We start from the raw sequence: 25,551 nt of genomic DNA, 5'->3' as shown, positions 1-25,551 counted from the left end.
TACGAGCGGTTATGTCAATTCTGTTAACTGTTTGGCCCGCGCGCTCTCGTCGGAAGCCCGGCGGACGCACGAGGCGGGGACCGGGAGCGGTTGGGGTCAGGGCATGGCGTTCGGGCCGGACGGGGGAGTGCCGCTCGGGCCCGGCGGCGGCACTGACGCCACCGGTTTCTCGTGGGCCAGACGGTTGGGCCACCACATCCGCGGTCCTGCGTCCAGGAACAGCGCGGTGACCAGCACGGACCGTACGACGAAGGTGTCCAGCAGCACGCCCAGCGCCACCGCGAAACCGATCTCGGCGAAGCCCACCAGGGGCAGCGTGGCCAGGGCGGCGAACGTGCCCGCGAGGACCAGGCCGGCAGAGGTGATGACGGCACCGGTCGCGGCCAGGGCGGTACGGGCCCCCCGCCGCGTGCCCTGCTTGCGGGCCTCTTCGCGGATACGGGTGGTGAGGAAGATGTTGTAGTCGATGCCCAGCGCGACCAGGAACACGAAGACGAACAGCGGGAACGCGGGGTCCTCGCCCGCGTAGTCGAAGATGTACCGGAACGCGAGCGCACTGATGCCCAGGGCCGCCGCGTAGGACAGCACCACCGTGGCGATCAGGACCAGCGGGGCGAGCAGTGCGCGCAGCAGCGCGCACAGGATGATCAGCACCACGACGAGGATGAGCGGGATCACGACCTCGTTGTCGCGGGCGGAGGCGTTCTCCGCGTCGAGCAGTGTGGCCGTGGTGCCGCCCACCTTGGCGTCGGCGTCCGGGACGGCATGGACCGCGTCCCGGACCCGTTCGACGGTGTTCTTCGCCTCCGTGCTGTCCGAGGGATCGGTCATGGTCGCCTCGAAGAGGACCCGGCCGTCCTTCTCCGGTGCGGCGCCCAGCGGGACGGCGATCGACTGCGGCACCACGCCCGGCGTGGTCGCGACCGTACGGAGGACCTCCTGGGCGTTGCCGGCGTCGGTGACGACGACCAGCGGGTCGCCGCTGCCCGCGGGGAAGTACCGCTCCGAGATCTCCTGGCCCTTGACCGAGTCCTGCTCGTCGGTGAAGGCGTCCGCGTTGCTGATGCCCTCCGCCCGCAGCACGATGATGCCGAGGGACAGCGCCGCGAGGATCACGGCGGTCGTCGTCCAGACGGCGCGCGGCCGATGGGAGATACGGGTGCCCGTACGGGCCCACAGCCCGCGCTCGGTCGGCTCGGCCGATCCGAAGTGGGGAATGGCCGGCCAGAAGATCCAGCGCCCGCAGATCACCAGCAGGGCCGGGAACAGCGTCACCATCGCGACCAGGGCGACCAGCACGCCGACCGCGCAGACCGGGCCGAGTCCGCTGGTGGAGTTCATCTCGGCGACCAGCAGCACCAGCATGCCCGCGCAGACGGTGGCGCCGCTGGCGATGACCGCGGGGCCCGCCCGGTGCAGGGCGAGGGCCATCGCCTCGTGCCGGTCCTCGTGGCGGCGCAGCTCCTCGCGGTACCGGGCGGTCAGCAGCAGCGCGTAGTCCGTGCCGGCGCCGAAGACGAGGACGGTGAGGATGCCGGCGCTCTGCCCGTTCACGGTGAGGTCGGCGTGGCGCGCGAGGAGATAGATGATCGCCTGGGCGGTGAGCAGGGACGCGATGGCCGCGACCACGGGAACCAGCAGCAGGGTGGGACTGCGGTACGTGATGAGCAGAGCCACGATCACGACGCCGAGAGCCGCCACCAGCAGGGTGGAGTCGATGCCCTCGAACACCTCGGCGAAGTCGGCGTTGGTGCCGGCGGGCCCGGTCACGTACACCGTCAGCCCGTCGCCGTCGTCGCCGACCTTCGCGCGGATGTCGTCGACCGCGTCCGACAGCCGTTCCCAGCCCTCCTCGTCGACGGTGACCGGCACGAAGATCTCCGCGGCGCGCGGGTCGCCGGGCCGGTCGAAGACCGGGCCGCGGGTCTCCTCGCCCCGGATTCCGTGGGCGGTCATCCGCTTCAGTTCCGCGGCGTCCTGCCCGATGGCGCTGAGGTCCTGCGGGGTGAGCCCGCTGTCCCGGGCGTAGACGACCACCGCCGGGATGGTCTCGGGCCGGAAGTCCTCGGAGAGATTGAGGACCTGGGTGGACTCGGCGCTGCCGGGGAGCCAGGACGTCGCGTCGTTGTCCTGGGCGCTCATGAGTTTCCCGGCCAGCGGGCCCAGAAGGAAGATCGCGATCACCCACAGGACGAGCACCAGCCACTTGGTACGGCGTCCGCAGATCAGCCACGCCACTCCCTGGCGCTTTCCTTCCGGCATGGGGCTCCTCGGATTGTGTCCACCACGGTCCGTCAGCAGCCGCAGGCCATGGCAGGCTTGTGCCATGGCCGTTCAGATCAGCCCCAGTATCCTGTCCGCCGACTTCTCACGCCTGGCGGAACAAGCCCAGGCGGTGGAGGGTGCCGACTGGCTCCACGTCGACGTGATGGACAACCACTTCGTGCCCAACCTGACGCTCGGAGTGCCGGTCGTGGAGTCGCTGGCCCGTGCCGCGGACACGCCGCTGGACTGCCATCTGATGATCGAAAGCCCTGATCGCTGGGCGCCCGCGTACGTGGAGGCCGGCGCCCGATCGGTCACCTTCCACGCCGAGGCGGCCGCGGCGCCCGTACGGCTGGCGCGCGAGATCCGGGCCAAGGGCGCTCGCGCGTCCATGGCACTGAAGCCGGCGACGCCGATTGAGCCGTTCGAGGACCTCTTGTCCGAGCTGGACATGATCCTCGTCATGACCGTGGAGCCCGGCTTCGGCGGCCAGGAGTTCCTCGACATCATGCTGCCGAAGATCCGCCGCACCCGTGAGCTGATCGCCAAGCACGGTCTGGAGATGTGGCTCCAGGTGGACGGCGGAGTCTCGGCCGACACCATCGAGCGGTGCGCCGAGGCCGGCGCCGATGTCTTCGTCGCGGGCTCCGCGGTCTACGGCACGGACGACCCCGCCGCGGCCGTGCGCTCCCTGCGCGCGCAGGCGCAGGAGACGACCGCGAGCGCCGCGTGGGCCTGCGGCCACTGAGCGTCAGCTCGGTGAACGCGGTGAGGCAAGAGCTGATCCGCGGAGGCAAGAGCTGATCGGCCACCGCCGCTTCTGACAGGATGAGCAAGGGGGAACCCCCAGCCGAGCGCGCCGGGGGCTCCCCGGTGTGAGCTGGGGAGTGCCCAGCAAGGTGCAGCAGTGAGGAGAATGCGGTGTCTGCGATGTCGGCGGGTCGGCCTGCCCTGCGGATGGGACCCGCGGAGCTGGTGCAGGCGGCGGCCATGGCCCGCCGCTTCTACCTCGAGGGCAAGTCCAAGATTCAGATCGCCGAGGAGTTCGGCGTCAGTCGCTTCAAGGTCGCGCGGGTGCTGGAGACGGCGCTCGAGCACGACCTCGTACGCATCGAGATCCGGGTCCCGGCCGAGCTGGACGCCGAGCGCTCCGACGCGCTCCGGGCCCGCTACGGCCTCCGGCACGCGGTCGTCGTGGAGTCCCCGGCCGACGTGGAGGCCGACGCGCCGGACCCGGAGAACCTCGGCGAGGTCGCGGCCGACCTGCTCGGTGAGCTGGTGACCGAGGGCGATGTCCTCGGCCTGGCATGGGGGCGGTCCACCATCCACATGGCCGCGGCCCTCGACCGGCTGCCGCCGTGCACGGTCGTCCAGCTCACCGGTGTCTACGACGCGGGGACCGCCGAGCGCGGCTCCGTCGAGGCGGTACGCCGCGCCGCCCAGGTCTCCGGCGGCGAGGCCCACCCCATCTACGCGCCGATGCTGCTGCCCGACAGCGCCACGGCCGCGGCGCTGCGCGGCCAGACCGGGATCGCCCGCGCCTTCGAGTACTTCGACAAGGTCACGGTCGCCTGCGTATCCATCGGTTCCTGGGAGGCGGGCATCTCCACGGTCTACGACATGCTCGGCGAGGAGGAGCGGGAGCACTACGCCTCGCTCGGCGCCGCGGCCGAGATGTCCGCGCACCTCTTCGACGCCGACGGCCGCCGCATCGGCCGCGACCTGGGGGAGCGCTGCATCACCGTCGAGGCCGACCGGCTGCGCCGTATCCCGGAGGTCGTCGCCATCGCGGGCGGCGGCCGCAAGGCCGACGCGATCGGCGCCGTCCTGCGCTCGGGACTGGTCACGAGCCTGGTCACCGACACCGCGGCCGCCGACCATCTGCTGCACGAGGCGACGCCCGGCCTGCGGCCGGCGCGGGAGCGTACGGACCCCGACGGGGTCTGAGGCCCGCCAGGGCCGCTCCACGGCGCGGCGGGCAGGCCCGTCGACGGCACGTCGCGCGACCACCCCTGCGTACGGAGTCGTGTGGCCACCCCTGCGTACGGATTTGTGTGCCACCGCTGCGTATGGAGTGATGGCGACTGCACCGTCCACGGCCCGGTCCGACGGCCCTGCTGCGTGCCGGGAAGGCGACCGGCGGAGGGCCGCGATGCGCCGCGCCGCCGGGGCAGCCGGACAGCCAGGGAAAACATCCGCGTGAGCCCGTTCCGGCAGCCGTGTGTTCCATGGCAGAGTGCCCCGAAACGATCGTGGGCCGGGCACGGTTCGCGGCGGCGCACGGCAGCGGGAGGCGGACCGGCGCGCCACCCCTTCGGAAGGGCCTCATCCGGAAGTCGGAGGAGGCCGCCGTCCGAATTCAGACCATCGACGGACTCCGTGGAACCCCCGGTCGGACGCAGGGAACGGCGCCGGCCGCCACCCTGGTTGCGCCACGGGAAGTCCACCAGCAGGTGACGGAGATGACCACGTGAGTCTCGGGGAGCCACAGAGCGCGTGCAGCAAGGGCTGGCCCCTGGTCGGCCGGGATGCCGCGACGGCCGAGCTGGACGAGGTGGCCGCACAGGTTCTCGTCGGCCGCTCCACCGTCGTACGGATCGAAGGCCCGGCCGGGATCGGGAAGTCGGCCCTCCTGAGCAGTTGGTGCGGCCGCGCCGACTCCTTCCGTGTGCTGCGCGCCCGGTGCCACCCCCTGGAGAGCGAGTTCGCGTTCGGCGCGGTGCGGCAGCTCTTCAAGCCGCTCGTCGACCCGGCCGGGGAGGCCGGGCAGGAGGCTCTCAGGGACGGGACGGCGACGGCCGCGCTGCGCGTTCTCGACGACCGGGTGGCGGGTGGCCCGCCGGAGGGATCCGATGTCGTGGCCGCGGCGCTCAGTGGTCTGGACGGGCTGGCCCTCGCCGTGTCCGCGCGCCGGCCCCTGCTTCTGGCGATCGACGACCTGCAGTGGATCGACACGCCCTCCCTGCGCTGGCTGACGCACTTCGTGCGCCGGGCGGGCCATCGCTCCGTCCTCGTGGTCGTGACCAACCGGACCACCGAGCTGCGCAAGCCGGACCCCTTGGTCGCCGAACTCGTCCACCCCACGAACTGTCACACGCTGACCCTGGAGCCCCTCGACGTCGCCGCCGTACGGGAGTTGGCGCAGGCGGTCTGGGACGGAAGCGAGCCCGAGGCGTCCTTCTGCGCCACCTGCCATGCGGCCACCGGAGGGCATCCGCTGTTCGTCCGCGCCCTGCTCCACGAGGCGCGGATCAGAGGAGCACTGCCGACGGCCGGGTTCGAGGAGCGCATCCCCACGGTCAACCTCTCCGTGCTCGGCCGGGAGATCATGCACCGCCTCTCCCAGGCCAGCGACGCCGCCGTGCAACTGGCCCATGCCCTCGCCGTCCTCGGCGACCACAAGCCTCCCCAACTCCTCGCCGCCTACTGCGAGAAGGGGGATGCCGTGGTGCGGGCGGCGGCCTCCGATCTCCGTGCCCTCGGACTGCTGCGCGCGGAGGGGCAGCGCTTCGTCCACCGGGCCGTGCGCGACACGGTGCTGGCGACCTTCTCGCCCGAGGAGCTGGGGCGGGAGCACGCACGCGCCGCGCAGGTGTCGTATCTCGGCGGGCGGCCGGACGAGGAGGTCGCCGCCCATCTCCTCGCCGCCGGTCCCGTGGTGGGCGAGTGGGTCCTCCTGGTGCTGCGAAGAGCCGCCGACGCCGCGCTCGTCCGGGGCGCACCCGAGGTCGCCGTCACCTATCTGCGCTCCGCCCTCAACCAGCCGCTGCAGTCCGCGGAACGCGGCTCGGTGCTCTTCCAGCTCGGTATCGCGGCCGGGCACTACGACGCGGCGCTGGCCCTGTCGTACATCACGAGCGCGCTGGAGACGCTGACCGACGAGAGGGCCCGGCAGGAAGCCCTCGGGGTGCTCACCTACTCGCTGCTCTTCTCCCACCAGTCGCCCACGATGGTCTCGAACATGGACCGGGTCATAGGGGAACTCAGCAGCCAGGCGGACTACGGCTGTGCGGACCGCGAAGTGGTGCTGCGCGTACGGGCGTTGCGCGCGTGGATGGAGTACGAGCGGCCCTCCGCCGGCACTCTGGAGCCGCTGTCCGACGCCGCGGATCTGGCCGGCCGGTCCTCCGGGGAGCGCCAGCTCCTGGCCCTGCACGCCTTCCACGCCCTGCGCCAGGCGCTTCCGGCCCCCTACGTCCGCGAGCTGGTGAACCTCGCGTCCGTCAGCCTGCCGGTCTTCTCCTACGACCTTTATCCGCTGCACTACTTCGTCGTCCAGACGCTCTTCTATCTGGACGACCTCACCGCGGCGGAGCGCCTCCACGAGGAGCTGGCCCAGGAGACCAGCGACAAGGGCATGGACATCGTCGTCTCCGCGCTGACGGTCTATCAGTCCGCGTTGGCCCTGCGCCGCGGCAAGGTCCGCGAGGCGCTCGCCGCGGCGGACCGGGTGGTCTCCGGCTCGGGCACCGGCGCGGTGCCGTACGGGACTGCCCTCGACATCATCAGGATCGACTCGCTGCTCGAACAGGGCCGCGTCGCCGAGGCCGAGCAGATCGCGCTCGCCCATACCGCGGGAGGACCGTCGGGCGCCGCCTGGGAGCGGCCGCTGTTCCTCATGTGCCTGGGCGGACTGCGGGTCGCCCAGGGCGACATCCGGGCCGGGCTCTCGCTGATCCGGGAGTGCGGCCATGAGGTGCAGGAGGCGGGGACGGTCAACCCCGCTGTCGTTCCGTGGCGTTCCAAGGCCGCGGCCGCCCATCTCCGCCTGGGCGAGAGGTCGGTGGCCCACGAGCTGATCGAGCAGGAACTCGACCTGGCCCGCCGCTGTGGCATTCCGCGTGCCCTCGGCGTGACCCTGCGCACCGCGGGAAGCGTGACCGGCGGCGCGGCGGGGCTGGAGCAGCTCGCGGAATCGGTGGATGTGCTCGGCTCGACCCCGGCACGCCTCGAACTCGCCTACGCCCTGCACGACTTCGGTGCTGCATCGCTGGAACGGGGCGACAGGAGCGGGGCGCGCGAGATCCTCCGGCGCGGGCTGCGGGTGGCGGGCGAGTGCGGTGCGACGGCGCTCGCCGACCGTGTGCGGGACCGTCTGCACGAGGCGGGGGGACGCGTCACCCGGTCCAGTCTGAACGAGGGGCCCGCGCTGACGCCCGGCGAGGAGCGCGTCAGTGCGCTGGCCGCCCAGGGCTACCGCAACAAGGAGATAGCGGAGCGGCTCTTCGTCTCGCTGCGGACCGTGGAGACCCATCTCACCGGCGCCTACCGGAAGTTGGGGATCGCGGGGCGCAGCGGCCTGGCCGCGGCGATGGCGGGACGGATCCCGCCGCCGGACGAACAGGAGCCGCGGAACGCATCCTGACGCGGAACGCGCCCACCGGTCCGCCGTACCGTAAGTCGTACGCGATCACAGGACATCGAGGGTGCATCACTGGTCCTGCTGTCCCTCTCGCCGGGCCACGACCCGGTAGGCGTTGGAGAGACCCCACCGGTGTGCCAGCGGCTTCAGCAGCAGGTCGAGCAGATGCGCCACGACCATGAACGGGATCCCCGCGCCCAGGACGGCACCGCGCAGCACCCGCCGGAGCGTGCCGGGCGTCTCCGCGAACCACGGTTCGTCCCGGTGCGGCGCCGCACGGTTGACGGCCAGGCAGGTCGCGGCCAGGAGGTCCACGGGATCGTGCGGTCCTGCATGCTCCTCGGCGACCACCGTGAACCCGTGGGCGGCCAGCCGCTCGCGCAGATTGCCCACCGGGAAGAGGTGCAGATGCTGAGGCTGCAGCCAGGGCAGCCACCAGCGCCCGAGCAGCCGGGCGAACCGGGACCGCGGATCCGGCACCTCGACGATCAGCAGTCCGCCGGGGTGCAACGCCTCGCGGGCGGCGGCCAGTTCGGTATCGGGGTCGGCGCTGTGCTCCAGGTAGTGGAACATGCTGATCACGTCGTAGCCGTCGGTCGCAAGTCCGGGTGCCAGCCCGGTGAAACTGCCCCGGTAGCCGCGGCGCAGCCGGCCCAGGCGCTCGGCCGATTCGACCCCCGCGCCGATGTCCAGCCCGTCGAAGGCGGTACGGGGCAGCACCGCGCGGGCCGCCTCGCAGAAGTGACCGTGGCCCGTTCCCACGTCCAGCCAGGTCTTCGGGGCGTCGGCGAAGGGCAGCACGGCCTCGGCGCGGGGGCGGTGGAAGCGGCTGTGGGAGCGGAAGAGGCCCGCGAGGTTCTCCTCGCCGAGCCCGTCGTAGAAGTCCCGGTAGTAGAAGGCGAGTCCGTTCTCGTTCAGCTGCGGGTTCTGGAAGATGTGGCCGCAGTCCTCGCACGCGTCCAGGACGAACCGGCCGGGCTTGTGCTGGAGCAGGTCGGAGGTCCGCATCCGTACGCGCAGCCGCCGCGAGCCGCACCAGGGGCAGTCGTTCCGCCGGGGGGCGAAGAACCGCGCCGTACCGGCGGCCAGTTCGGCCTGGTACTGGGGGCGGAGGGCGGCGACCTGCTCGGTCCGTGTCGTGGGCGGCGCGGCCGGTGCCTGCGGCGGCCCGCTCCGCGGGTCGACGAGCTCCGGCCGGGCGGTCCGGTTGCCGCGGGTCCGGTTCCGGATCATCGTCAGAACCTCCCCGAGAGCGCGCGCGACCGTACGAGCTGTTCCAGGTGGACCGCCGCGACCGCCGCGCCCCCCGACGTCCGCAGGGACCGGCCGACCCGTGCGGCGGCGGCCCGGAAGTCGGGCTCGTCGAGCACGGTGTCCAGGGCAGTGCCCAACTGCGGCGCGCTCACACGGTTGAACCGGACGCGCACACCGGCGCCCGCGTCGACCACCTGGCCTGCGATGGTGGGCTGGTCGTCCCGGATCGGGGCGACGACCAGGGGCAGTCCGTGCCACAGCGCCTCGCACACGGTGTTGTGCCCGGCGTGGCAGACGACGGCGTCGCACCGTTTCAGCAGGGCCAGTTGGGGCACGCTGCGCCGCACCAGCACGCGGTCGCCGGTTCCGCTCAGGGTGCCGGCCGGGTCAACGACCACCGCCTGTATCCGGTCCGACCGGGCCCCGACCGCCTCGGCGCAGCGGGCGAGAAAGCCCTCGCCGGCCTCCGCGTTGGCTGTGCCGAGGGTCACCAGAACGGTCTTGAGACCGGGGCGCAGCCACTCCCACGGAAAGCCGGAGGTGGAGGGCCGGGAGGTGACGGACGGGCCGACGAACCGCACCTGTCCGCCGAAGTTCCCCGGTCCCACCAGCTCGCGGGAGCTGAACGTCAGCACCAGCCGGTCGGACAGGCGTGGATCCACCGTGCTGTCCGGGTCGCCGATCCGCCGGCGCAAATCCTGGATGCGCTCGGTGATCCACTCCTCCACCTTCGGCAGATCGGCCAGCGCGGTGAAACCCGCCGACGTCGTCGCCGAGGTCGCCCACGCGACACCGAGCTGCTCGGCCACCAGCCCGCCGGCGACGGCCTGCTGATCGGCGATCAGGACATCCGGCCTGAACTCCCGCACCGCGGACCGGATTCCGGGAGCCATCGCCTCCGCCAGCGGCACGAGGAACCGCTCCCAGAGGAACTTCAGCGCCGCGGGCCCGCGCAGCGAGGGCGGACGCAGGAGCGCCGGGTCGTTCAGCGGCGGCGCGGCACACCGGAAGACGGCGGCATGCTCGCCCACCAGGGGCTCCACCACTTCCGGGACGCCCGCCCAGGCCACCTGGTGACCCCGCCGCGTCAGCTCCGCGGCCACGCCCACCGTCGGGTTGATGTGCCCCACCAGAGGGGGCACCACGAAAAGGAACCTGCTCATCGCCCGCCGTCCTCTGCCGTCGCCGCGCCGTCGTGCTCGCGGATCCACTCCAGGACCAGATCGCTCACCAGCGCCGTCGCGCCCATCAGCACCCAGTGCTCCTGCTCGGGCACCACGACCGTACGGCAGTGCGCGAGCAGCGACTTCAGCCACGGCTCCTGGGCGGCCAGGTCCGATTCGCTGCCGTAGATGGCCAGGACCGGGCAGCGCAGCGACCGCAGTTGCTCCTCGTCCATCAGACGGCTGGCCGGGACGTCGCGCGCCATGGTGCTGGACTCCAGAAGCCGCGAGGCCGACCTGACCCGCTTGGTGACGTGCGGCCCGTGCTCCTCGGCCAGTTGCCGGTGGAGGTCCGGGCGGGCGAACTCGGTGGCCGCCCGCTCCAGATTGGCCGCCATCTTGCGCGACCACGCGTCGGTGGCGGGCTCGGACTCGATGACCGAGATGCTGGCCACCCGGTCCGGCCGCAGGGCCGCATAGCCGAACGCGACCGTCCCGCCGTAGGAGTTGCCGACCAGATGGACCGGGCCCGGCACCTCCAGCCCGTCGAGCAGGGCGTCGAGGTCCCCGATGAAGTCCTCCACGGTGTACCCGGTCGGCAGCCGCTGACTGCGGCCGTGCCCGCGCAGGTCGTACATGATGACGTCCATGCCCGCGGCGGCGAACACCGGCGCCAGGGTGAAGTAGTAGCTGATGAGGCTGTCGACGAGCATGCCGTGCACGAACACCACGGTGGGCGGGGCCACCCCCTCGGCCGTGTTCCGGGCGGGCATCCGCTCCACGTGCAGGTCCACGCCGCCTGCGTTGACGACTCCCACGGTCACCGCTCCCCGGCGTCGCGCAGGCACCCGGCCACGTACGCGGCGAGCTCGCCGATGGTGAGGTAGATGATCTCCTCGAGTTCGAGGCCGGCGAGGAACTCGGCGAAGTTGATGCGGTCTCCGTAACGCGCCGTCAAATGCCCGCCCAGAGTGACCAGATCGATGCTCTCCAGGTCCAGGTCGTCATGGAAACGGGTGTCTGTGGTGATCTCGACGTCGTCCAGCCCCTGCTCGTCCAGGACGACATGGAGCATCCCGACGATCTCGTCGAACACCACCGTCTCGTCCGCGGCGGCCGGCGGCACTGCCTGGCTGCTGTTCACTGCTTCGACTCCCGTTCGTCGGTCGTTCCCGCCGTCCATGCGACGACGTAGTCCCGGCCGGGCAGGCCCTCCGGGTTGCTGATCCGCCGGCAGTGCACGCGGTGCTCGAGGCCTCCGGCGGACACCAGCAGTTCCTCCGGCGATGCGGCGGTCACGGCGAACTCGCGTGGCCGTCCCCGCAGTCCGGTTCCGGCCGCCTTGGCGACGGCCTCCTTCGCCGTCCAGAAGCGGGTGAACCACACCGCCTCCGGCTCGCCGCTCGTGGCGCAGCACTCGGCGAGCACGGCGCGCTCGGCGGGGCCGAGCGCCACATCCCGTGTCTCCGGCGGGCGTTCGGTGATCTCCTCGACATCGATGCCGACTCCTGTGGCTCCCTGGGCCGGGGGCCGGCTCGGGCGAGCCAGCGCCACCCCGGCCTCCGCGCAGTGGGCCAGCGTCACCTCCAGCGGTGGAATGCTCCGGCCGTGGAGCCCGGTGACGCGCGGCGCTCCGCTCGCGTCGTTGCTCACCCGGATCTCCGCGGGGAAGACCGGCCCTTCGCCCTGGTCCCACAGCCACCGGCGTACGGCGTCCTTGACGGCGATGCGGCCCAGGAGCCACTGGCGGCGGCGCCGGGGCGGGCATCGCTCGTAGTCCTCCCGTTCGGCGCTGCCGAGATGGTTGCGCAGGACCAGATCCCGGGACGCGAGGTCCGGCCAGCGGTCGTGGACGAGCGTCCAGCCGCCCGGCTGCGGGCGGGAGAGGGTGTTCCGCTCGGGGAACCGCTCCTGCGCCCGGGTCTCGGGGTGGTTGTCGAAGCGCCGGTCCCGCCAGCCGTCGATCTCCGCCCAGACGCCGCCGCCGGAGACGAGCTGCACATCGGCTTCCACGGCGGCCTCGGTGACGGCCGTGATCCTGATGAGGCAGTCCAGTTCGGTGCCCGGCGCCGGATGGGGCCCGTGGAAGCGGATCTCCCGCATGCCGACGGGGAAGACCACGTTCCGTTCGGTGAGCGTGGTGATGATCCAGTAGCCGAAGAGCTGGCCCACGTTGTCCAGCAGCGCCCCCGGTGCCGCAGGGGTGGTGAGGACCCCGCGGACGTGGGACGGGCCGATCGCGGTCAGCTCCGTGACGCCCTGGAACAACGGACCGTGGAACATCCAGCGCTCGCTGTAGAGCTGATCCGCGGTCAGATGGGGGGTGCGCTCGGACGCGGGGTCGAAGTGCCACGGGCGGGGCGGTGGGACCGGGTGGCCCGCCGCAAGGCCGACCCGTGCGCCCGCGTACGGGCCGAACGCCACGTCCGCCTCACCGCCACCCTTCGGCGTCACGGTGATGGGGACGTCGACCGGCGGTGTGGCGGCCACCCAGCGGTTCAGCCGTACGTCGCGCACCGCCACCGCCGTCGCGCCGGGCTCCGCCTCCTCGGCGTACCGCATCATGTGGTGGATCACCGTCGTGGCCGGGACGACGGGGCGGCGGTCCGACTCGTCGGGCCAGCCGGGCCGCTGCGCGAAGAAGCAGTGGTCCAGCAGATACGGCATCGACGCTGTGGACACCCGCAGTACGGCACGGTGTTCGCGCCCGCCGGATGACGGTGCGGTGCCCGTCGCACGGGAAGGGGAGTCCGCGTCTCGCGAGGCGTCGGCCGCATGCCGGGTGTCGGCTGTCAGCGGGGCGTCGGCCGTGTGCGGGGGGCTCGCCGCTCCCGAAGTCGGTGACGGCTTGGGTGGGTTCGCCGTCTCCCTCGTCCCGCCCGCGTATGCCGTACCCGCGTATGCCGTACCCGCGTATGCCGTACCCGCGTATGCCGTGCCCGGGGTGGCCGTCGCGCCCGACGTGGCCGACGTGGCCGCGCCGATCAGCGCGACGGCCGTGTCCGCGGTGTCCCTCAGCAGCGCGGACAGCTCTTCGGCCACCGGGAACCGCGAGGCAACCGCCTCCAGTTCGGCCGCACTTCTCGTTGCACTCCCGGCCGCACCGGCCGCACCGGCCGCACCGGCCGTACCGGCCGTACCGGCCGTACCGGCCGTACCGGCCGTACCGGCCGTACCGGCCGCACCGGCCGATGCGGCAGCGGCCGCACTCCGCGCCGAATCCTCGCTCCGCCCTTCGCCGAGCGCCGTACGGAGACCGCTCAGGGTGTCCTGGTCCAGGGACACCAGGCGACCGCCCAGGTCCAGCCGGACCGCCGGGTGGCGGCGGCCCTGCGCGGGGCGGGGGCGGGTCTCCAGCACCTCGGTATCCGGTTCCCCGCCCTCGGTCCAGAGCGCCGTGGCGACGCGGCGGAGCTGCGCGATCCCGCTGCGGTGGGGTGAGTTGGCGGCCACCGCCAAGTGCGGGCGGCCGTGCAGCGTGTTGCCGATCAGCGCACCGATCTGCCCCGGCCCCGCCTGGACGAACACCCGGACGCCGTCCGCGTGCAGGGCCTCGATCAGAGGCCGGAACCGTACGGGCTCCAGCAGATGCCGTACGAACAGCTCCCGCACCCGCGCCTCCTCGCGCGGGTACACCGCCGCGGTGGTCGCCGACCACACCGGCACCGTCGGGGGATGCAGTTCGAAGCGCTCCGACGCCTCCCGGATCGGTTCCAGGTAGGGGGCCAGCATCGGGGTGTGGAAGCCGGAGCGGAACGGCAGCACCTGGCCAAGGACGTCCCGCGAGCGGAACCAGCGCACCAGCTCGTCCACCGCCTCCGGCGGCCCGCACACCATCGACTGGTCCGGTGCGTTGTCGTGGGACAGGACGACGCCGGGGTGCTCCTCGGCGGCGGCCGCGACCCGGTCGGCGCTCGCACCCAGGACGGCGAAGGACAGCTCCGGCACCTGGAGTTCGTCCGGGTCGAAGGTGTCGAGGAACGCGTCCGTAGCCGTTCCGGAGAACAGTCCTCCGGTGACCATCGCGGTCCACTCGCCCACGCTGTGGCCCGCCACCGCGTCCGGCACGATCCCCATCCGGCGCAGCGCGGTGTCCATCACCCGCCCGGCGCCCACCACTCGGGCACCGAGCCTGCCGACGTCGTCTGCCGCGTCCACGCCTCCTGCCGCGTCCACGTCCGCGTCCTCGGACCCGTCCGGCCGGTCGCCGCCGCTGAGCGTGAGGCGCGCCGCGGGCAGCCCGAAGTGCTCGGCCACATCGGAGATCCGGGGTTCGACGCCCGCTTCGAGGCCGGGGAAGACGAACGCCGTACGGCCGGCGCCGGGGCCCGCGAGCAGGGGCTCATCGGTGAACCACACATCGCCCCGCCCCCGCCAGGGCCGTCCGCGGGCGACGGCCTTCCGGGCCAGCGCGAGGCGCTTGGCGGTCGGGTCGACGATGCCCAGCCGGGTACGCCGGTGCTCCCGGCCGCCGGGGCGCCGCGCCCCGGAGCCCTCCTGGGCGAGCCCGGCCGCCAGCACGGCGGAGTCGTCGGCGTCCAGCAGGGCGGCCAGTTCCTCCGGGCTGTCGGTGGCAAGGCGCACGACCCGCTCCCGCTCGCGTACGGTCGTGGCGGGCCGCAGCCCTCCTACGGTCGCCGCCGGGTGCTGTCCCCGCCCGCCCCGTACCGCGCCGGGTGCGGCTTCGAGCACCACGTGCGCGTTGATGCCGCCGAAGCCGAAGGCGTTCACCCCCGCCCGGCGAACACCGCCGCCGCCACCGGACTCCCAGGGTTCCGCCGCCGAGAGCGGGCGGAACCGGGTGGTCTCCAGGGCCGGGTGCGGATCCTCGCAGTGCAGGGTCGGCGGCAGCACTCCGTGGTGGACGGCGAGCGCGGCCTTGACGAGACCGGCGACGCCGGCCGCGGGCATGGTGTGTCCGATCATCGACTTCACCGACCCGATCACGGCCCTTTCGTCACCGCCGGGCTGCCCGAACACCTCGGCCACGGTGGCCAGTTCGGCCGCGTCCCCGGACGGGGCGGCGGTGCCGTGCGCCTCCAGGAGCCCGATCGAGCCGGGCTCCGCGGGGTCGAGGCCCGCCGCACGCCACGCCTGCCGCACCGCGCTCACCTGGCCCCGGGGGTCGGGGTTCACGAGGCTGCCGCTGCGACCGTCGCTCGCCATCCCCGTACCGCGGACGACGGCATAGATCCGGTCCCCGTCGCGCTGGGCGTCCGCGAGCCGCTTCAGCACCACCACACCGGTGCCTTCCCCGATCAGCAGCCCGTCAGCGCCCCGGTCGAAGGGGCGGATGCGCTGGCTCGGTGACAGGGCCCGCAGTTGGGCGAACACGCTCCACAACGTGATGTCGTGGCAGTGGTGCACACCTCCGGCCAGCATCACATCGCACTGCCCCGCGGACAGCCGGGCGACCGCGTGGTCGACGGCGACGAGGGAGGACGCGCAGGCGGCGTCCACGGTGTACGCGGGGCCGCGCAGATCGAGCCGGTTGGCGACGCGGGACGCGGTGAGGTTGGGCACCAGGCCGATGGCCTGCTCGGGCTCGTCAGGCCCGAGCTGCTCGGTGAACGCCCGCCGGACCTCTTCCAGCCGGCCGTCCGGAAGTCCGGGAAGCAACTCGCCGAGTGTCCGTACGAGTTGATTGGCCGTCCGTACGCGCTGGGTGCCCCGGGACAGCCCCGGCGTCAGATAGCCCCCGCGGCCCAGGATCACGCCGATCCGCTCGCGGTCCGGCAGCCACTCCTCGCCGCCGGCGTCCGCGATCGCGTCGGCCGCCACCTTCAGCGCGATGAGCTGGTCCGGCTCCGTGCCCGCGACGGAGGTGGGCATGATGCCGAACCGGGTCACCTCGACCTGCGCCAGATCGTCCACGAATCCGCCCCGCCGGCAGTAGACGCGGTCCGAACGCCCCACGGCCTGCGGGTCGTAGAAGACCTCGTCCCAGCGTCCCGAGGGGACGTCGCTGATGGCGTCGACCCCGCCGACCAGATTCCGCCAGTAGGTGTCGAGGTCCGCCGCTCCCGGCAGGAGGACGGCCATGCCGACGACGGCGATCCCCGGGCGATGTGTGTCCTCGGCCATCACCCGTCACCAGGCCGATGCCGTGTAGAGGACCGCGTCGTCCGAACCGTCGCCCCAGGCCAGTTCCCGCAGCAGGGCGAGCACCCCCTCCTCGGGGTCGATCAGCCCGACGCCGCGGCGGGCGTACTCGCGCGCCAGCTCCGGGGTCACCATGCCGGAGTGCTCCCCGGACGGTGCCCACGGCCCCCAGTGCACGGTCAGCGCGCGGCGCTCGCCCCGCGCGGCCCACCGGCCGCCCAGGCTCTGCAGGGCGTCGTTGGCCGCCGCGTAGTCCACCTGGCCGCGGTTGCCGAGGACGGCGGAGATGCTGCCGAACAGGACCGCGAACCGAGGCCCGTTGGACAGGCCCTCCACGGCGTCCAGCAGCGCACGCGCGCCGTCCACCTTGGTGCCGAACACCCGACGGAAGGACTCGATGTCCTTGTCCGGCACCAGCCGGTCCTCGATCACACCCGCGGCGTGGACCACACCGTCCAGACGGCCGTACTCGGCGTGGATCTCCTTGACCAGCCCGTGGACGGCCTCGGTGTCGCGCACATCGGCCGCGTGGTACCGCACTTCGCTCCCGAGAGCGCGCAGGTGCCGGGCCGTGGCGGCGATCTCCCGCTGCGCCAGGATGCGCCCCACGGCGCGCTCGATGGCGGCGGGTGAGCGGTCGACGCCGGGCGAGGAGGCCAGGGCGGCGCGGAGAGCGGCGGGGTCCGACGCCGTACGGGCGGTGGCCGGGTCCTCCGGACCGGACAACTCGGGGGTTCTGCCGACGAGTTCGATTCGGCAGCGGGAGGCGGCGGCCAGGGCCGCGGCGAAGCGTGCCGTGATGCCGCGCGCCCCGCCGACCAGGAGGACCACCGACTCGTGGTCCAGGCCGATCGCTTGGGCCTCGGCCGTGCCGTCGCCTCCCGGCCCTGCACCTCGCGCGGCGAGGGGGCCGAGGTCGCGCTCGGCGGTCTCGATCCCGTACCGCGCACCCGCGGACCGCAGGACGACCGGGGCGGGCTCGGGGCACAGCAACTCGTCGGCCAGCGCGGCAGCGACGGCGGTCGGCGTCTCGTCGGCGCCGGTCTCGACGACGCGGGCGACGGTGTCCGGGTACTCCCGCGCGAGGGTACGGAACATGCCGCGCAGACCGTCCGTACGGCCGTCGTCCGACGCCGTGGCCGGTGCGGCGGCGATCAGCCAATGGGGGCCACGGTCCAGCACGGCCCGGAAGACCGGGAACGCCTCGGGCAGCAGAGGACCGTCGGCGCGGGCGAACGCCTCCAGATGGAACACACCGTCCACCGGACCGTCCTGCTCGGTGAGGAGGTGGCCCGGGCCGAGGACAACCGACTCCGCGCCCCGGTCGGCGAGTTCGGCGGACAGGCTCCGCACGACCGGGCTGCTGCCCTCGCCGAGCAGGGCGAACCGCCGCCCGGCGGCGGGCGCGGGGCGCTCCTCCCGGGCCTGGTGTCCGGGGTCGTTCACATGGTGTCCGCCATCGGCAGCCCCGGGCTCCGGGAGGGCGACACGCCGCAGCACGAACCGCGTGGGGGCCACGCCGGTGACCGGGGCGGGCTCGCGGATCTCCTCGTGGGCCGGTGCCGGTGCCGGTGCCGGTGCCGGTGCCGGTGCCGGGTCGGGCGACTCGGGTGCGGAAGGAAGCGAGGCCGGGGATGTGGCAGGGGACGAGGTGGAGGACGAGGTGAACTCACCCTGCGGGGAGGCCGGTTCGCCCCGCCGCATGGTCAGCGCCTCGGCGATGCCCGACGCCGTGCGCGCCTTGGAGAGGACCTCCACCTCGTCCTCGTCCAGCCCCGAGACACCGGCCGCGCCCTGGGGTGCGGCGCCGATACGGGAGGCCAGCTCACCGGCGATCTCGATCCGCTTGATCGAGTCGATGCTCAGATCGGCTTCGAGATCGAGATCGGGCTCGATCATGTCCACCGGGTAGCCGGTGCGCTCACTGATGATGTGCAGCACGGTGGCGAGCACGTCGGTCTCGCCGGACTCAAGGGGCCCGCCCACGGCGTCCGGCCCGGGCTCATCGCCCGGCGGGGACCCGTCCGGGGCCGGGACGCCGACCGCGGGCAACTGGGCCCCCGGCAACTGGGCTTCGGCAGGCGAGGGGGCGACCGCGGGCAGCGAGGCGACGGGGGCAGCCAGGGCCGGTGCGGCCACCGGCGGCGGAGGCGGCCCCGCCGTACCCGCTGCCGCGCCGAAGTAGGTCATCAGCACATCGCGTTGCGCGGCCACCATCTCCCGGCTGGTCGCCAGGAATTCGGAGACCATCCGGTCGCGGTCGGGAACGCCGTGGTCACGGGCTGGGTCAGTCACCGCACACTCCTGGATTCGTACGGCCGGTGTGAGCGAACCGGGCAGGGGATTGCCGTCACGGGTGCGGACCAGATGTCCGTCGACGGTCCAGCCGGGGGTCCGGGGCGGATCTCCGGCCCCTGCCTCGGACACGTCCCGGCCGTGGAACATCCAGCCGGTGCGCACCCGGGCACCGGTGACGGCCAGCCGGGCAAGTGCGGCGAGGAATCCGGGCAGCCCGCGGCGCCCCGGCGTCTCGCACGTCACGGTGGTGTGCGGCCGGTCGCCCAGGGTCGCGGACACCAGCGACGTCAGCACCGAGCCGGGGCCCGCCTCCACGAACACGCGGGCACCGGCGTCGTACATCGCCTCGATCTGCTCCATGAACCGCACGGGCGCGCCGATGTGGGCGGCCAGTTCGGCACGGATGCCGTCGGGACGCGCGTCGTGGACCCCGGCCGTGCGGTTGGACCACACCGGCACTTCCGGTGCCCGCACCGGCTGGTCCGCGAGTATCCCGGCGAACCGCTTCCCGGCATCGGCGACGACCGGGCTGTGGAAGGCGCAGGCGACGGGGATCTCCTTGGCGCCGTAGCCGCTCTCGCGGAGCCGGTCCACGGCGGTGGCGACGGCCCCGGCCGGTCCGGAGACGACGGTCTGCGCGGGGCTGTTGCGGTTCGCGAGAACGACGTGGTCCGCGAGACCGGCGGAGGCCAGCTCCCGCGCGACGTCCTCGCCACCGGCCGAGACCGCGGCCATCGACCCGGGGTCGGGCCCCGCGGCCGACAGGATCGCCCCGGCGCGTTCGGCGCTGAGCCTCAGCAGGGTCGCCGGGTCGAACGCCCCGGCGGCGCAGAGCGCGACGAGCTCGCCGTAGCTGTGCCCGGCGAGCATGGCAGGGGTGACGCCGGCACGGCAGAACATCTCGTGCACGGCGAGCCCGACCATGCCCAGGGCGGGCTGCGCGACACGGGTGTCGGTGATACGGGCCCGCTGCCGGTCCGCGACGCCCGGGCCGAACGCCGCGGGCGGATAGAGCGCGTCGGCCCACTCGCGCCCGAGGTGGAGGTAGCGCTGCGTCTCCGGAAAGGCGACGAACAACTCGCCCAGCATTCCGGGGCGTTGGCTAGCCTGTCCGGGGAAGAGGAACGCCACGTCGCCACCGGTCCCCGGTTCGCCACCGGCCAGGAACACCCCCGCCGCCGCGTCGTGTTCCCCCGCGAGCGCCCGCCGCAGCAGCCCCGGCAGCTCGTCCAGATCCCGGGCCACCACGGCCGCCTGCACGGGCTTGGCGGAGGCATCGGCGCGGCGCGAAGCGGCCAGGGCGAGGTCCGCGAGCCGCCAGGGACGCCCGCCCGTGTCATTGGTCCCGGCCAGATCCAGCAGATGTCCGATGGCCCGTGCGGCGTCCTCGCGGTCCGTGCCCCGGAAGAGGAACAGTTCCGCCGGCCACAGCCCGAGTCCTTGTGCCGGGGGAGGACCCTCGTCGTGGGCGCGCAGGACCACATGGAAGTTGGTGCCGCCGAACCCGAAGGCGCTCACCCCGGCTATCCGTTCGGCAGGCGGCGTCGGCCACGGCTGTGCCGCCGTGTGGAACACGAACGGGCTCACGCCCTCCTGCCAGGCCGGGTTGGGGTCCTCCAGCAGCCCGGTCGGCGGCGCGACCCCGGTGTGCAGGGCCATGGCGGCCTTGATCAGACCGGCCAGTCCTGCCGCGCACTTGGTGTGACCGATCTGCGACTTCACCGAACCGAGCACACAACTGCCGGGCTTCGCACCGGACTCGGTGAACACCTCGGTGAGGGCGCCGAGTTCGGTACGGTCCCCGACCACGGTCCCCGTCCCGTGCGCCTCGATCAGCCCCACCGCGGCCGGCGAGATCCCCGCGTTGCGGTACGCCCTCTCCAGTGCGGCCCGCTGCCCTTCGGGCCGGGGAGCGGTGAGCCCGCGCGACCTGCCGTCGCTGGAGCTGCCGACGCCCTTGATCACCGCGTAGATCCGGTCGCCGTCGCGCTCCGCGTCGGACAGCCGCTTGAGGACGAGACAGGCGACGCCCTCGCCGAGCGCGATGCCGTCCGCGCTGCGGTCGAAGGTGCGGGAGCGGCCGGTCGGGGACAGCGCGTGCACGGAGGAGAAGAGCAGGTAGTCGTTGATGCCGTTGTGCAGGTCCGCGCCGCCGCACAGCACCATGTCGCTGGTGCCGCCGGACAGTTCCTTGCAGGCCACGTCGACGGCGGCGAGCGAGGACGCGCAGGCCGCGTCCACCGTGTAGTTCGCGCCGCGCAGGTCGAGCCGGTTGGCGATGCGCCCGGAGATGACGTTGGCCAGCATCCCGGGGAACGAGTCCTCGGTCAGCCGCGGCAGTTGGGTGTCCAGACCGGGCGGCAGCTCGCCGATGTAGGCGGGCAGCAGCGTCCGTAGCGTGGCGGCGTTCGACAGATCGCTGCCCGCCTCGGCCCCGAAGACCACCGAGGTCCGGGAGCGGTCGAACTCCCGCCGCCCGTAACCGGAGTCGTCCAGCGCCCGCCGCGCGGCCTCCAGCGACAGCAGCTGCACCGGCTCGATGCTGCCGAGCGACGTGGGCGGAATGCCGTAGCGCAGCGGGTCGAACGGGATCCGGGGCAGGAAGCCGCCCCACTTGGACTCGGTACGGTCGCTGCCGGCGTCCGCCGCGTAGTAGACCGCCGGGTCCCACCGGTCGGACGGCACCTCGGTGACCGTGTCGGTCCCGGCGACGACGTTCGCCCAGTACGCGTCCAGGTCCGGGGCGTCCGGGAACATGCACGCCATGCCCACCACGGCGATGTCCAGCGGCTCCGGCGGCTCCTCGCGGGGCCGCGCATCGCCCGCGCGCCCGAGGACCGTCTCAGCCCGCTCCGCGAGGAACGCCGCAGCCCCGGCGGTGACCGCTGTGTGCAGCGCGGCGATCGTCGTGATCTCGGACCGCAGCACGGCCACATCGCCGGCCATGAACATGCCCTTGGCCAGTTGTTCGTGCTCGTCGCGCCCGGCGAGCTCCTCACCGATCCGCTCCACGCCCTTGCTGGCGATCCTCAGCCGCCCGACGTTCAGCCGCTCGAGCTGCTCCCACGCCTCGCGGTCCGGTACGCCACCGGCCCTCAACTCGTCCTTGAGAGCGCGGTAGTCCTCGGTGTACGGGCTCGGCACGCAGCGCGTCGCATGGCCGGGCGCCGTCTCCAGCAGCTCGGTCCGCCGCGCCTGGAGGACCTGCTGCTGGAAGACGGGCCGGACCGCGCCGCGGCCGACCGCTTCCTCGGTGAACAGATAGGCGGTGCCCATGAGGACACCCACGGCCACCCCGCGCGCCGTCAGGGGCGCGGCGAGCGCGGCGACCATCGCCGAGGACCGTTCGTCGTGCACGCCTCCGGCGAAGAACACCTGGAAGCGGACGGGGTCGGCGTCACCGGCGGTGTCCAGGAACTCGGTGAGGACCGCGATCTGCGCCTCCCACAGGGCGAAGCTGCTCCGCGGTCCGACGTGGCCCCCGCACTCCGAGCCCTCGAAGACGAACCGATGGGCGCCCGCCCCGAGGAACTGCCGGAGCAGGCCGGGGGAGGGCACGTGCAGAAACGTATCGATCCCGGCTTCCTCCAGGACTGCCGCCTGCGAGGGGCGTCCCCCGGCCAAGATGGCGCAGGACGGCCGGAGTTCGCGGATGATCTCGAGCTGGGCGGTTCTGATCCGCTCGGGAGCGAACCCCAGCACGCCCACCCCCCAGGGCTGTTCCCCCAGCAGTGCGCGGGTCTCCTCCAGCAGCGTCCGCGTCTGCTCCGCGCCGGCGAGGGCCAGCGCGAGGAACGGCAGGCCGCCGTGCTCGGCGACCGCCCCGGCGAACGCGGCCTGGTCGCTGACCCTGGTCATCGGACCCTGCGCGAGCGGCAGGGACGTCCCCAGCGCCCGGCTCATCGCCGATCCGGGGAGCAGCGCGGCGGACGGCGTACGGTCCCGGGCGTCCTCGGGTACCGCCTCCGGCGCCGCATCGGGGGTGGCGTCCCGTGCTTCATGGCGTACGGCATCCCGCGCCGCATCGCGTACGGCATCGGTGACCGCGCGTACGGCGCCGCCGACATCACCCCACTGCTGGGCGAAGTGGGCGGCGAGAAAACCGTCCTGACCGACCGGCAGCAGCCGGGTGCGCGGGTCCTCCGACCCCAGCAGCGCGGCGACACCGGCCGGGTCGTCCGGGTAGGGCGGTGCGTCGGGGCCGCGGCGGCGCAGCACCCGGTGCCCTGCCACCACCACGGTCTCGGAGCCGTCCATCGTGCGTACGGCCGCGGCCACGTCCTCGGGCGTACCGGACTCCGCGAGCAACGCGAGCTGGGTGTCCAGGACGACCCCCGCCGCGCCGCCGAGCACGGCGGCCGCCGCGGTGCGCGGGCCGATGCCGCCGCACGCCCAGACGGGCAGATCGGCCAGGTCGGGGTCCGCGAGCAGCTGCTGGAGCAGGACGAACGTGCTCAACTCCCCTACGCGGCCTCCGCTTTCGTGGCCGCGCGCGACCAGGCCGTGCGCACCGGCCAGGGCGGCGGCCACCGCTTCCTCCCGGCCGGTGACCTCGGCCAGGACCCGGTGGGCGGAGGTGAGGGCGTCCGGGGCCAGTGGGGCTCCGGCCCCGAGCAGCACGGTGTCGACGGATCCGCCGTCCAGCAGGTCGGAGGCGGTGAGCGCGCACCCGGCGCCGATCCGTACGCCGAACGGCCCCGGCACCCACTCCCGGACCGCCGCCAGCGCCTCTCTGGCCCGCCTCCCTCCGTTTCCGAGATCCAGGATCCCGAGTCCACCGGCCCGGCAGACCGCGGCGACGACTCTCGGATCCGGTTCACCGAACGGGCTGATTCCGAGGACCGTTCCGGTCACGGGTGCAGTGGTCACGGGCACTCCGAAAAGAGGGATTCGTTCCGGGGAAAACGAATCGGAAAGCGGGGGGAAAGAAATGTGATGGGGGGAGGTGGGGGCGGGTGGTCCAGGGCCTGTGCGGCGAGCGGAAATGCCGCTTGCGTCCGACCGGTGAAATCAGCCTGTTGTCGGGCCGGGCGGAGTGTCAATGAACACTAGGGATCCCCCGGTGGTGCCGGACCGGCCTCGTGGCAGCCACGAGACTTAGTGGGATCCGGTGACCACGAGACAGCAGGCGGTACCACGAGAAACCCCTTGCCGGTAGCGTGGCAGGGGGTTCGGGGAGGGGCTGCGGCGAGCGGTTGCGGTCGGTGGGAACCGGCGGGCGGAGACGTGCCGCGGCCGGGCGCCGTCCTCCGGTCCGCACCGTTCGCGCCCCGTACGGGACATACGCACGGCGGAATTCAGATGAACACCGGGAAATGCGGAGCGAGATATTCCGTCAACGCCGTCCGCATCGTACGGACGAGATGACGCGGTCAGGCCGTGAGACGGCGCGCAGTGCGCCGTTCCCATTGCCCGATCCAGGCTTTCAGCGGGATCAGGAGCACCCAGAAGAACTTGGCCCCGCTCGGGGTGGCGAAAGCCAAGGGAACGGCGATTCCGAACACCACCACCGTGGATGCGAAATCGGCGGCGTGGAGCAGGCGGAACTTGCGCCCGAGCGGGCTGTCCGGAGGCGGAAGGATCCGCTGGACGGCGAGCAGCAACGCGAGGTGGACCGCGTTCGTGGCGGCGACGCTCAGGGAGTAGATGGCGACGGGCAGGGACTGGTCGCCGTACTCCGCGAGCAGTGCCGTGGGGAACGGGAGCAGCGCGATCAGCCCGAGCCCCAGCAGTGTCAGCCCGGTCACCCAGCCGTCGACCGCCCGCAGGGACCCGAGGATACGGCGGTGGTCGGTCCAGAACTCGGCGATGACAGCGAAACTGATCGCGTAGGCCGCGAGGTTGGGGAGAGCCTTGTGCAGGGCGTCGTGGAACTGCTCATTGTTCAGCCCGGGCGGGATCGACACATCGAGCACCAGCAGGGTCATGGCGATGGCGAAGACGCCGTCCGCGAGGGCCGTCAGACGCTGAGCGGCCGTGTCGGGTTCGGTGGCGACGGGTGCAGACGGCATGCGGGAAACGCTATGCAGCGGACCTGCGCCCGCTGCCGTGCTCGCCCGCGTGCCCGGTGGGCACGGATGTTCCAACGGTGCAGCCGGGAGGCGGTGGTTGACGTGCGGCGGGCCGGCGGCCATCGCCCCCGGGGCCCGCCGTCGAACGCCGTCGTGTCCCGGCCGTGGTTGTGCCAGTCGCCGGTCGCCGCCACATGCCGTGCCGGGAGGGGCGGTTGCCTCGAATCCGCCGACGCGCGCCGGTGAGGGGTGCGAGGCGGAGAGGTGGGCGGACGGGCCGTGCTGGCCGGGCCGGGGGGAGAGAGCCGTCCGCGTTTCGGCGGAGGTCGGCGTACCCGACGCCGAGGACCGACGGCCATCGGCCCTTCGACGACGTCCACGGCTCAGAAGCTCCCGGGCCCGTATGGCTCCCTGGGAGTCATACGGCTCCCAGGACTCATACGGCTCCCGGCACCGCGCGGACGGCGAGGCCGTGCCCGGCCGGAGGGGGGCCTGACGGCCGTCCGGCAGGTCGGCGTCCTCACCGACCTGGTGGCTGTCCGCCGATCACCATCCTCACGCCCCCCGTGCGACTTCGTGCGCGACCCGGCCCGGGACCCCGCGTTCGACCCCGCGCCCGCCGTCCGCCAGCCGTGAACCGACAGCCGGGTGGCTGCTCCGGAGAGGCCCGCCCCTCGCCCCGTCGCCGCGCCGATCCGGCGGAGCCCTACGCCGCAGAGCCGTCGCGGGGCTCGACGCGGGTCCGGCCCGGACCGCTGCCCGTCCCACGGGCGCCCGGCGGCGCGCGAGCCCCCCCGGCCCTCGGCGCCCCGTACGCCACCCACCCCGCGCAGTCACAGCCACCGGGGCCTCCGACCGGTCACGTGCCCGCCCTGGGGCCGGTCACGCGCCCGCCCGGGGGCTGGTCACGTGCCCGCCCGGGGGGACCGGGCATCGCGAGGACGGCGGGCAGCGCCGTGTCACGGGCCCGGAGGGTCGGCCGATGAGGACCGCGAGGTCCGCCTGACGAGGGAAGGTGACGGGAACGCGACGGTGGCGAATGCGCTGTCCGGCCGCACGATCACCGCCGCGGTGCCGGCCCTTCCCGCCGTGCTCC

Annotated in this window: 11 protein-coding genes; 3 read left to right on the top strand and 8 right to left on the bottom strand. The window is 73.2% G+C overall.

Annotated features, from left to right (window positions below):
* Positions 1-96: 96 nt before the first annotated feature.
* Positions 97-2,262 (bottom strand): MMPL family transporter, encoded by a 2,166-nt coding sequence (locus ACGFNH_RS06565; RefSeq protein WP_393651913.1) that lies wholly within the window; start codon positions 2,260-2,262, stop codon positions 97-99.
* 64 nt (positions 2,263-2,326) lie between these two features.
* Here ACGFNH_RS06565 and rpe point away from each other — a divergent pair, with 64 nt between their 5' ends.
* The 3 genes from rpe (at position 2,327) to ACGFNH_RS06550 (ending at position 7,630) form a co-directional block, all read left to right on the top strand.
* Positions 2,327-3,013, top strand: coding sequence for a ribulose-phosphate 3-epimerase (gene rpe, locus ACGFNH_RS06560; protein ID WP_393651912.1), 687 nt, complete (start codon positions 2,327-2,329; stop codon positions 3,011-3,013).
* A 182-nt stretch (positions 3,014-3,195) separates the two neighbouring features.
* A complete protein-coding gene (locus ACGFNH_RS06555) occupies positions 3,196-4,212 on the top strand; it encodes a sugar-binding transcriptional regulator (protein ID WP_393652231.1) in 1,017 nt (338 codons plus the stop codon).
* 523 nt (positions 4,213-4,735) lie between these two features.
* A complete protein-coding gene (locus ACGFNH_RS06550; protein WP_393651911.1) occupies positions 4,736-7,630 on the top strand; it encodes an ATP-binding protein in 2,895 nt (964 codons plus the stop codon).
* A 66-nt stretch (positions 7,631-7,696) separates the two neighbouring features.
* Here the strand turns inward: ACGFNH_RS06550 and ACGFNH_RS06545 are convergent, their stop codons facing one another.
* The 7 genes from ACGFNH_RS06545 to ACGFNH_RS06515 form a co-directional block, all read right to left on the bottom strand.
* Positions 7,697-8,860: a class I SAM-dependent methyltransferase gene (locus tag ACGFNH_RS06545; protein WP_393651910.1), complete on the bottom strand. Its 1,164-nt coding sequence runs from the start codon at positions 8,858-8,860 to the stop codon at positions 7,697-7,699.
* 2 nt (positions 8,861-8,862) lie between these two features.
* Positions 8,863-10,044, bottom strand: a complete 1,182-nt coding sequence (locus ACGFNH_RS06540; protein ID WP_393651909.1) for a glycosyltransferase — start codon at positions 10,042-10,044, stop codon at positions 8,863-8,865.
* The gene (locus ACGFNH_RS06535) at positions 10,041-10,862 is read right to left on the bottom strand and encodes an alpha/beta fold hydrolase (protein ID WP_393651908.1); all 822 of its coding nucleotides are present in this window, start codon (positions 10,860-10,862) and stop codon (positions 10,041-10,043) included. The genes ACGFNH_RS06540 and ACGFNH_RS06535 overlap by 4 nt, the downstream gene beginning before the upstream one ends.
* Positions 10,863-10,864: 2 nt before the next feature.
* The gene (locus ACGFNH_RS06530; RefSeq protein ID WP_393652230.1) at positions 10,865-11,119 is read right to left on the bottom strand and encodes an acyl carrier protein; all 255 of its coding nucleotides are present in this window, start codon (positions 11,117-11,119) and stop codon (positions 10,865-10,867) included.
* 65 nt (positions 11,120-11,184) lie between these two features.
* Entirely contained in the window at positions 11,185-16,128 is a 4,944-nt protein-coding gene (locus ACGFNH_RS06525) for a beta-ketoacyl synthase N-terminal-like domain-containing protein (protein WP_393651907.1), read from the bottom strand.
* Between the two features lie 6 nt (positions 16,129-16,134).
* Complete coding sequence (locus tag ACGFNH_RS06520) at positions 16,135-23,319, bottom strand: SDR family oxidoreductase (RefSeq protein ID WP_393651906.1); 7,185 nt, start codon at positions 23,317-23,319, stop codon at positions 16,135-16,137.
* 497 nt (positions 23,320-23,816) lie between these two features.
* Positions 23,817-24,455 carry a TMEM175 family protein gene (locus tag ACGFNH_RS06515; RefSeq protein WP_393651905.1) on the bottom strand — a complete coding sequence of 213 codons (639 nt, stop codon included), beginning with the start codon at positions 24,453-24,455 and terminating at the stop codon, positions 23,817-23,819.
* Positions 24,456-25,551: the final 1,096 nt, after the last annotated feature.

The sequence above is a fragment of the Streptomyces sp. NPDC048639 genome (assembly GCF_043199075.1).
Lineage (GTDB): Bacteria > Actinomycetota > Actinomycetes > Streptomycetales > Streptomycetaceae > Streptomyces.
The sequence above is the reverse complement of the archived record's forward strand: the minus strand, read 5'-3'. Positions and strand labels throughout refer to the sequence as shown.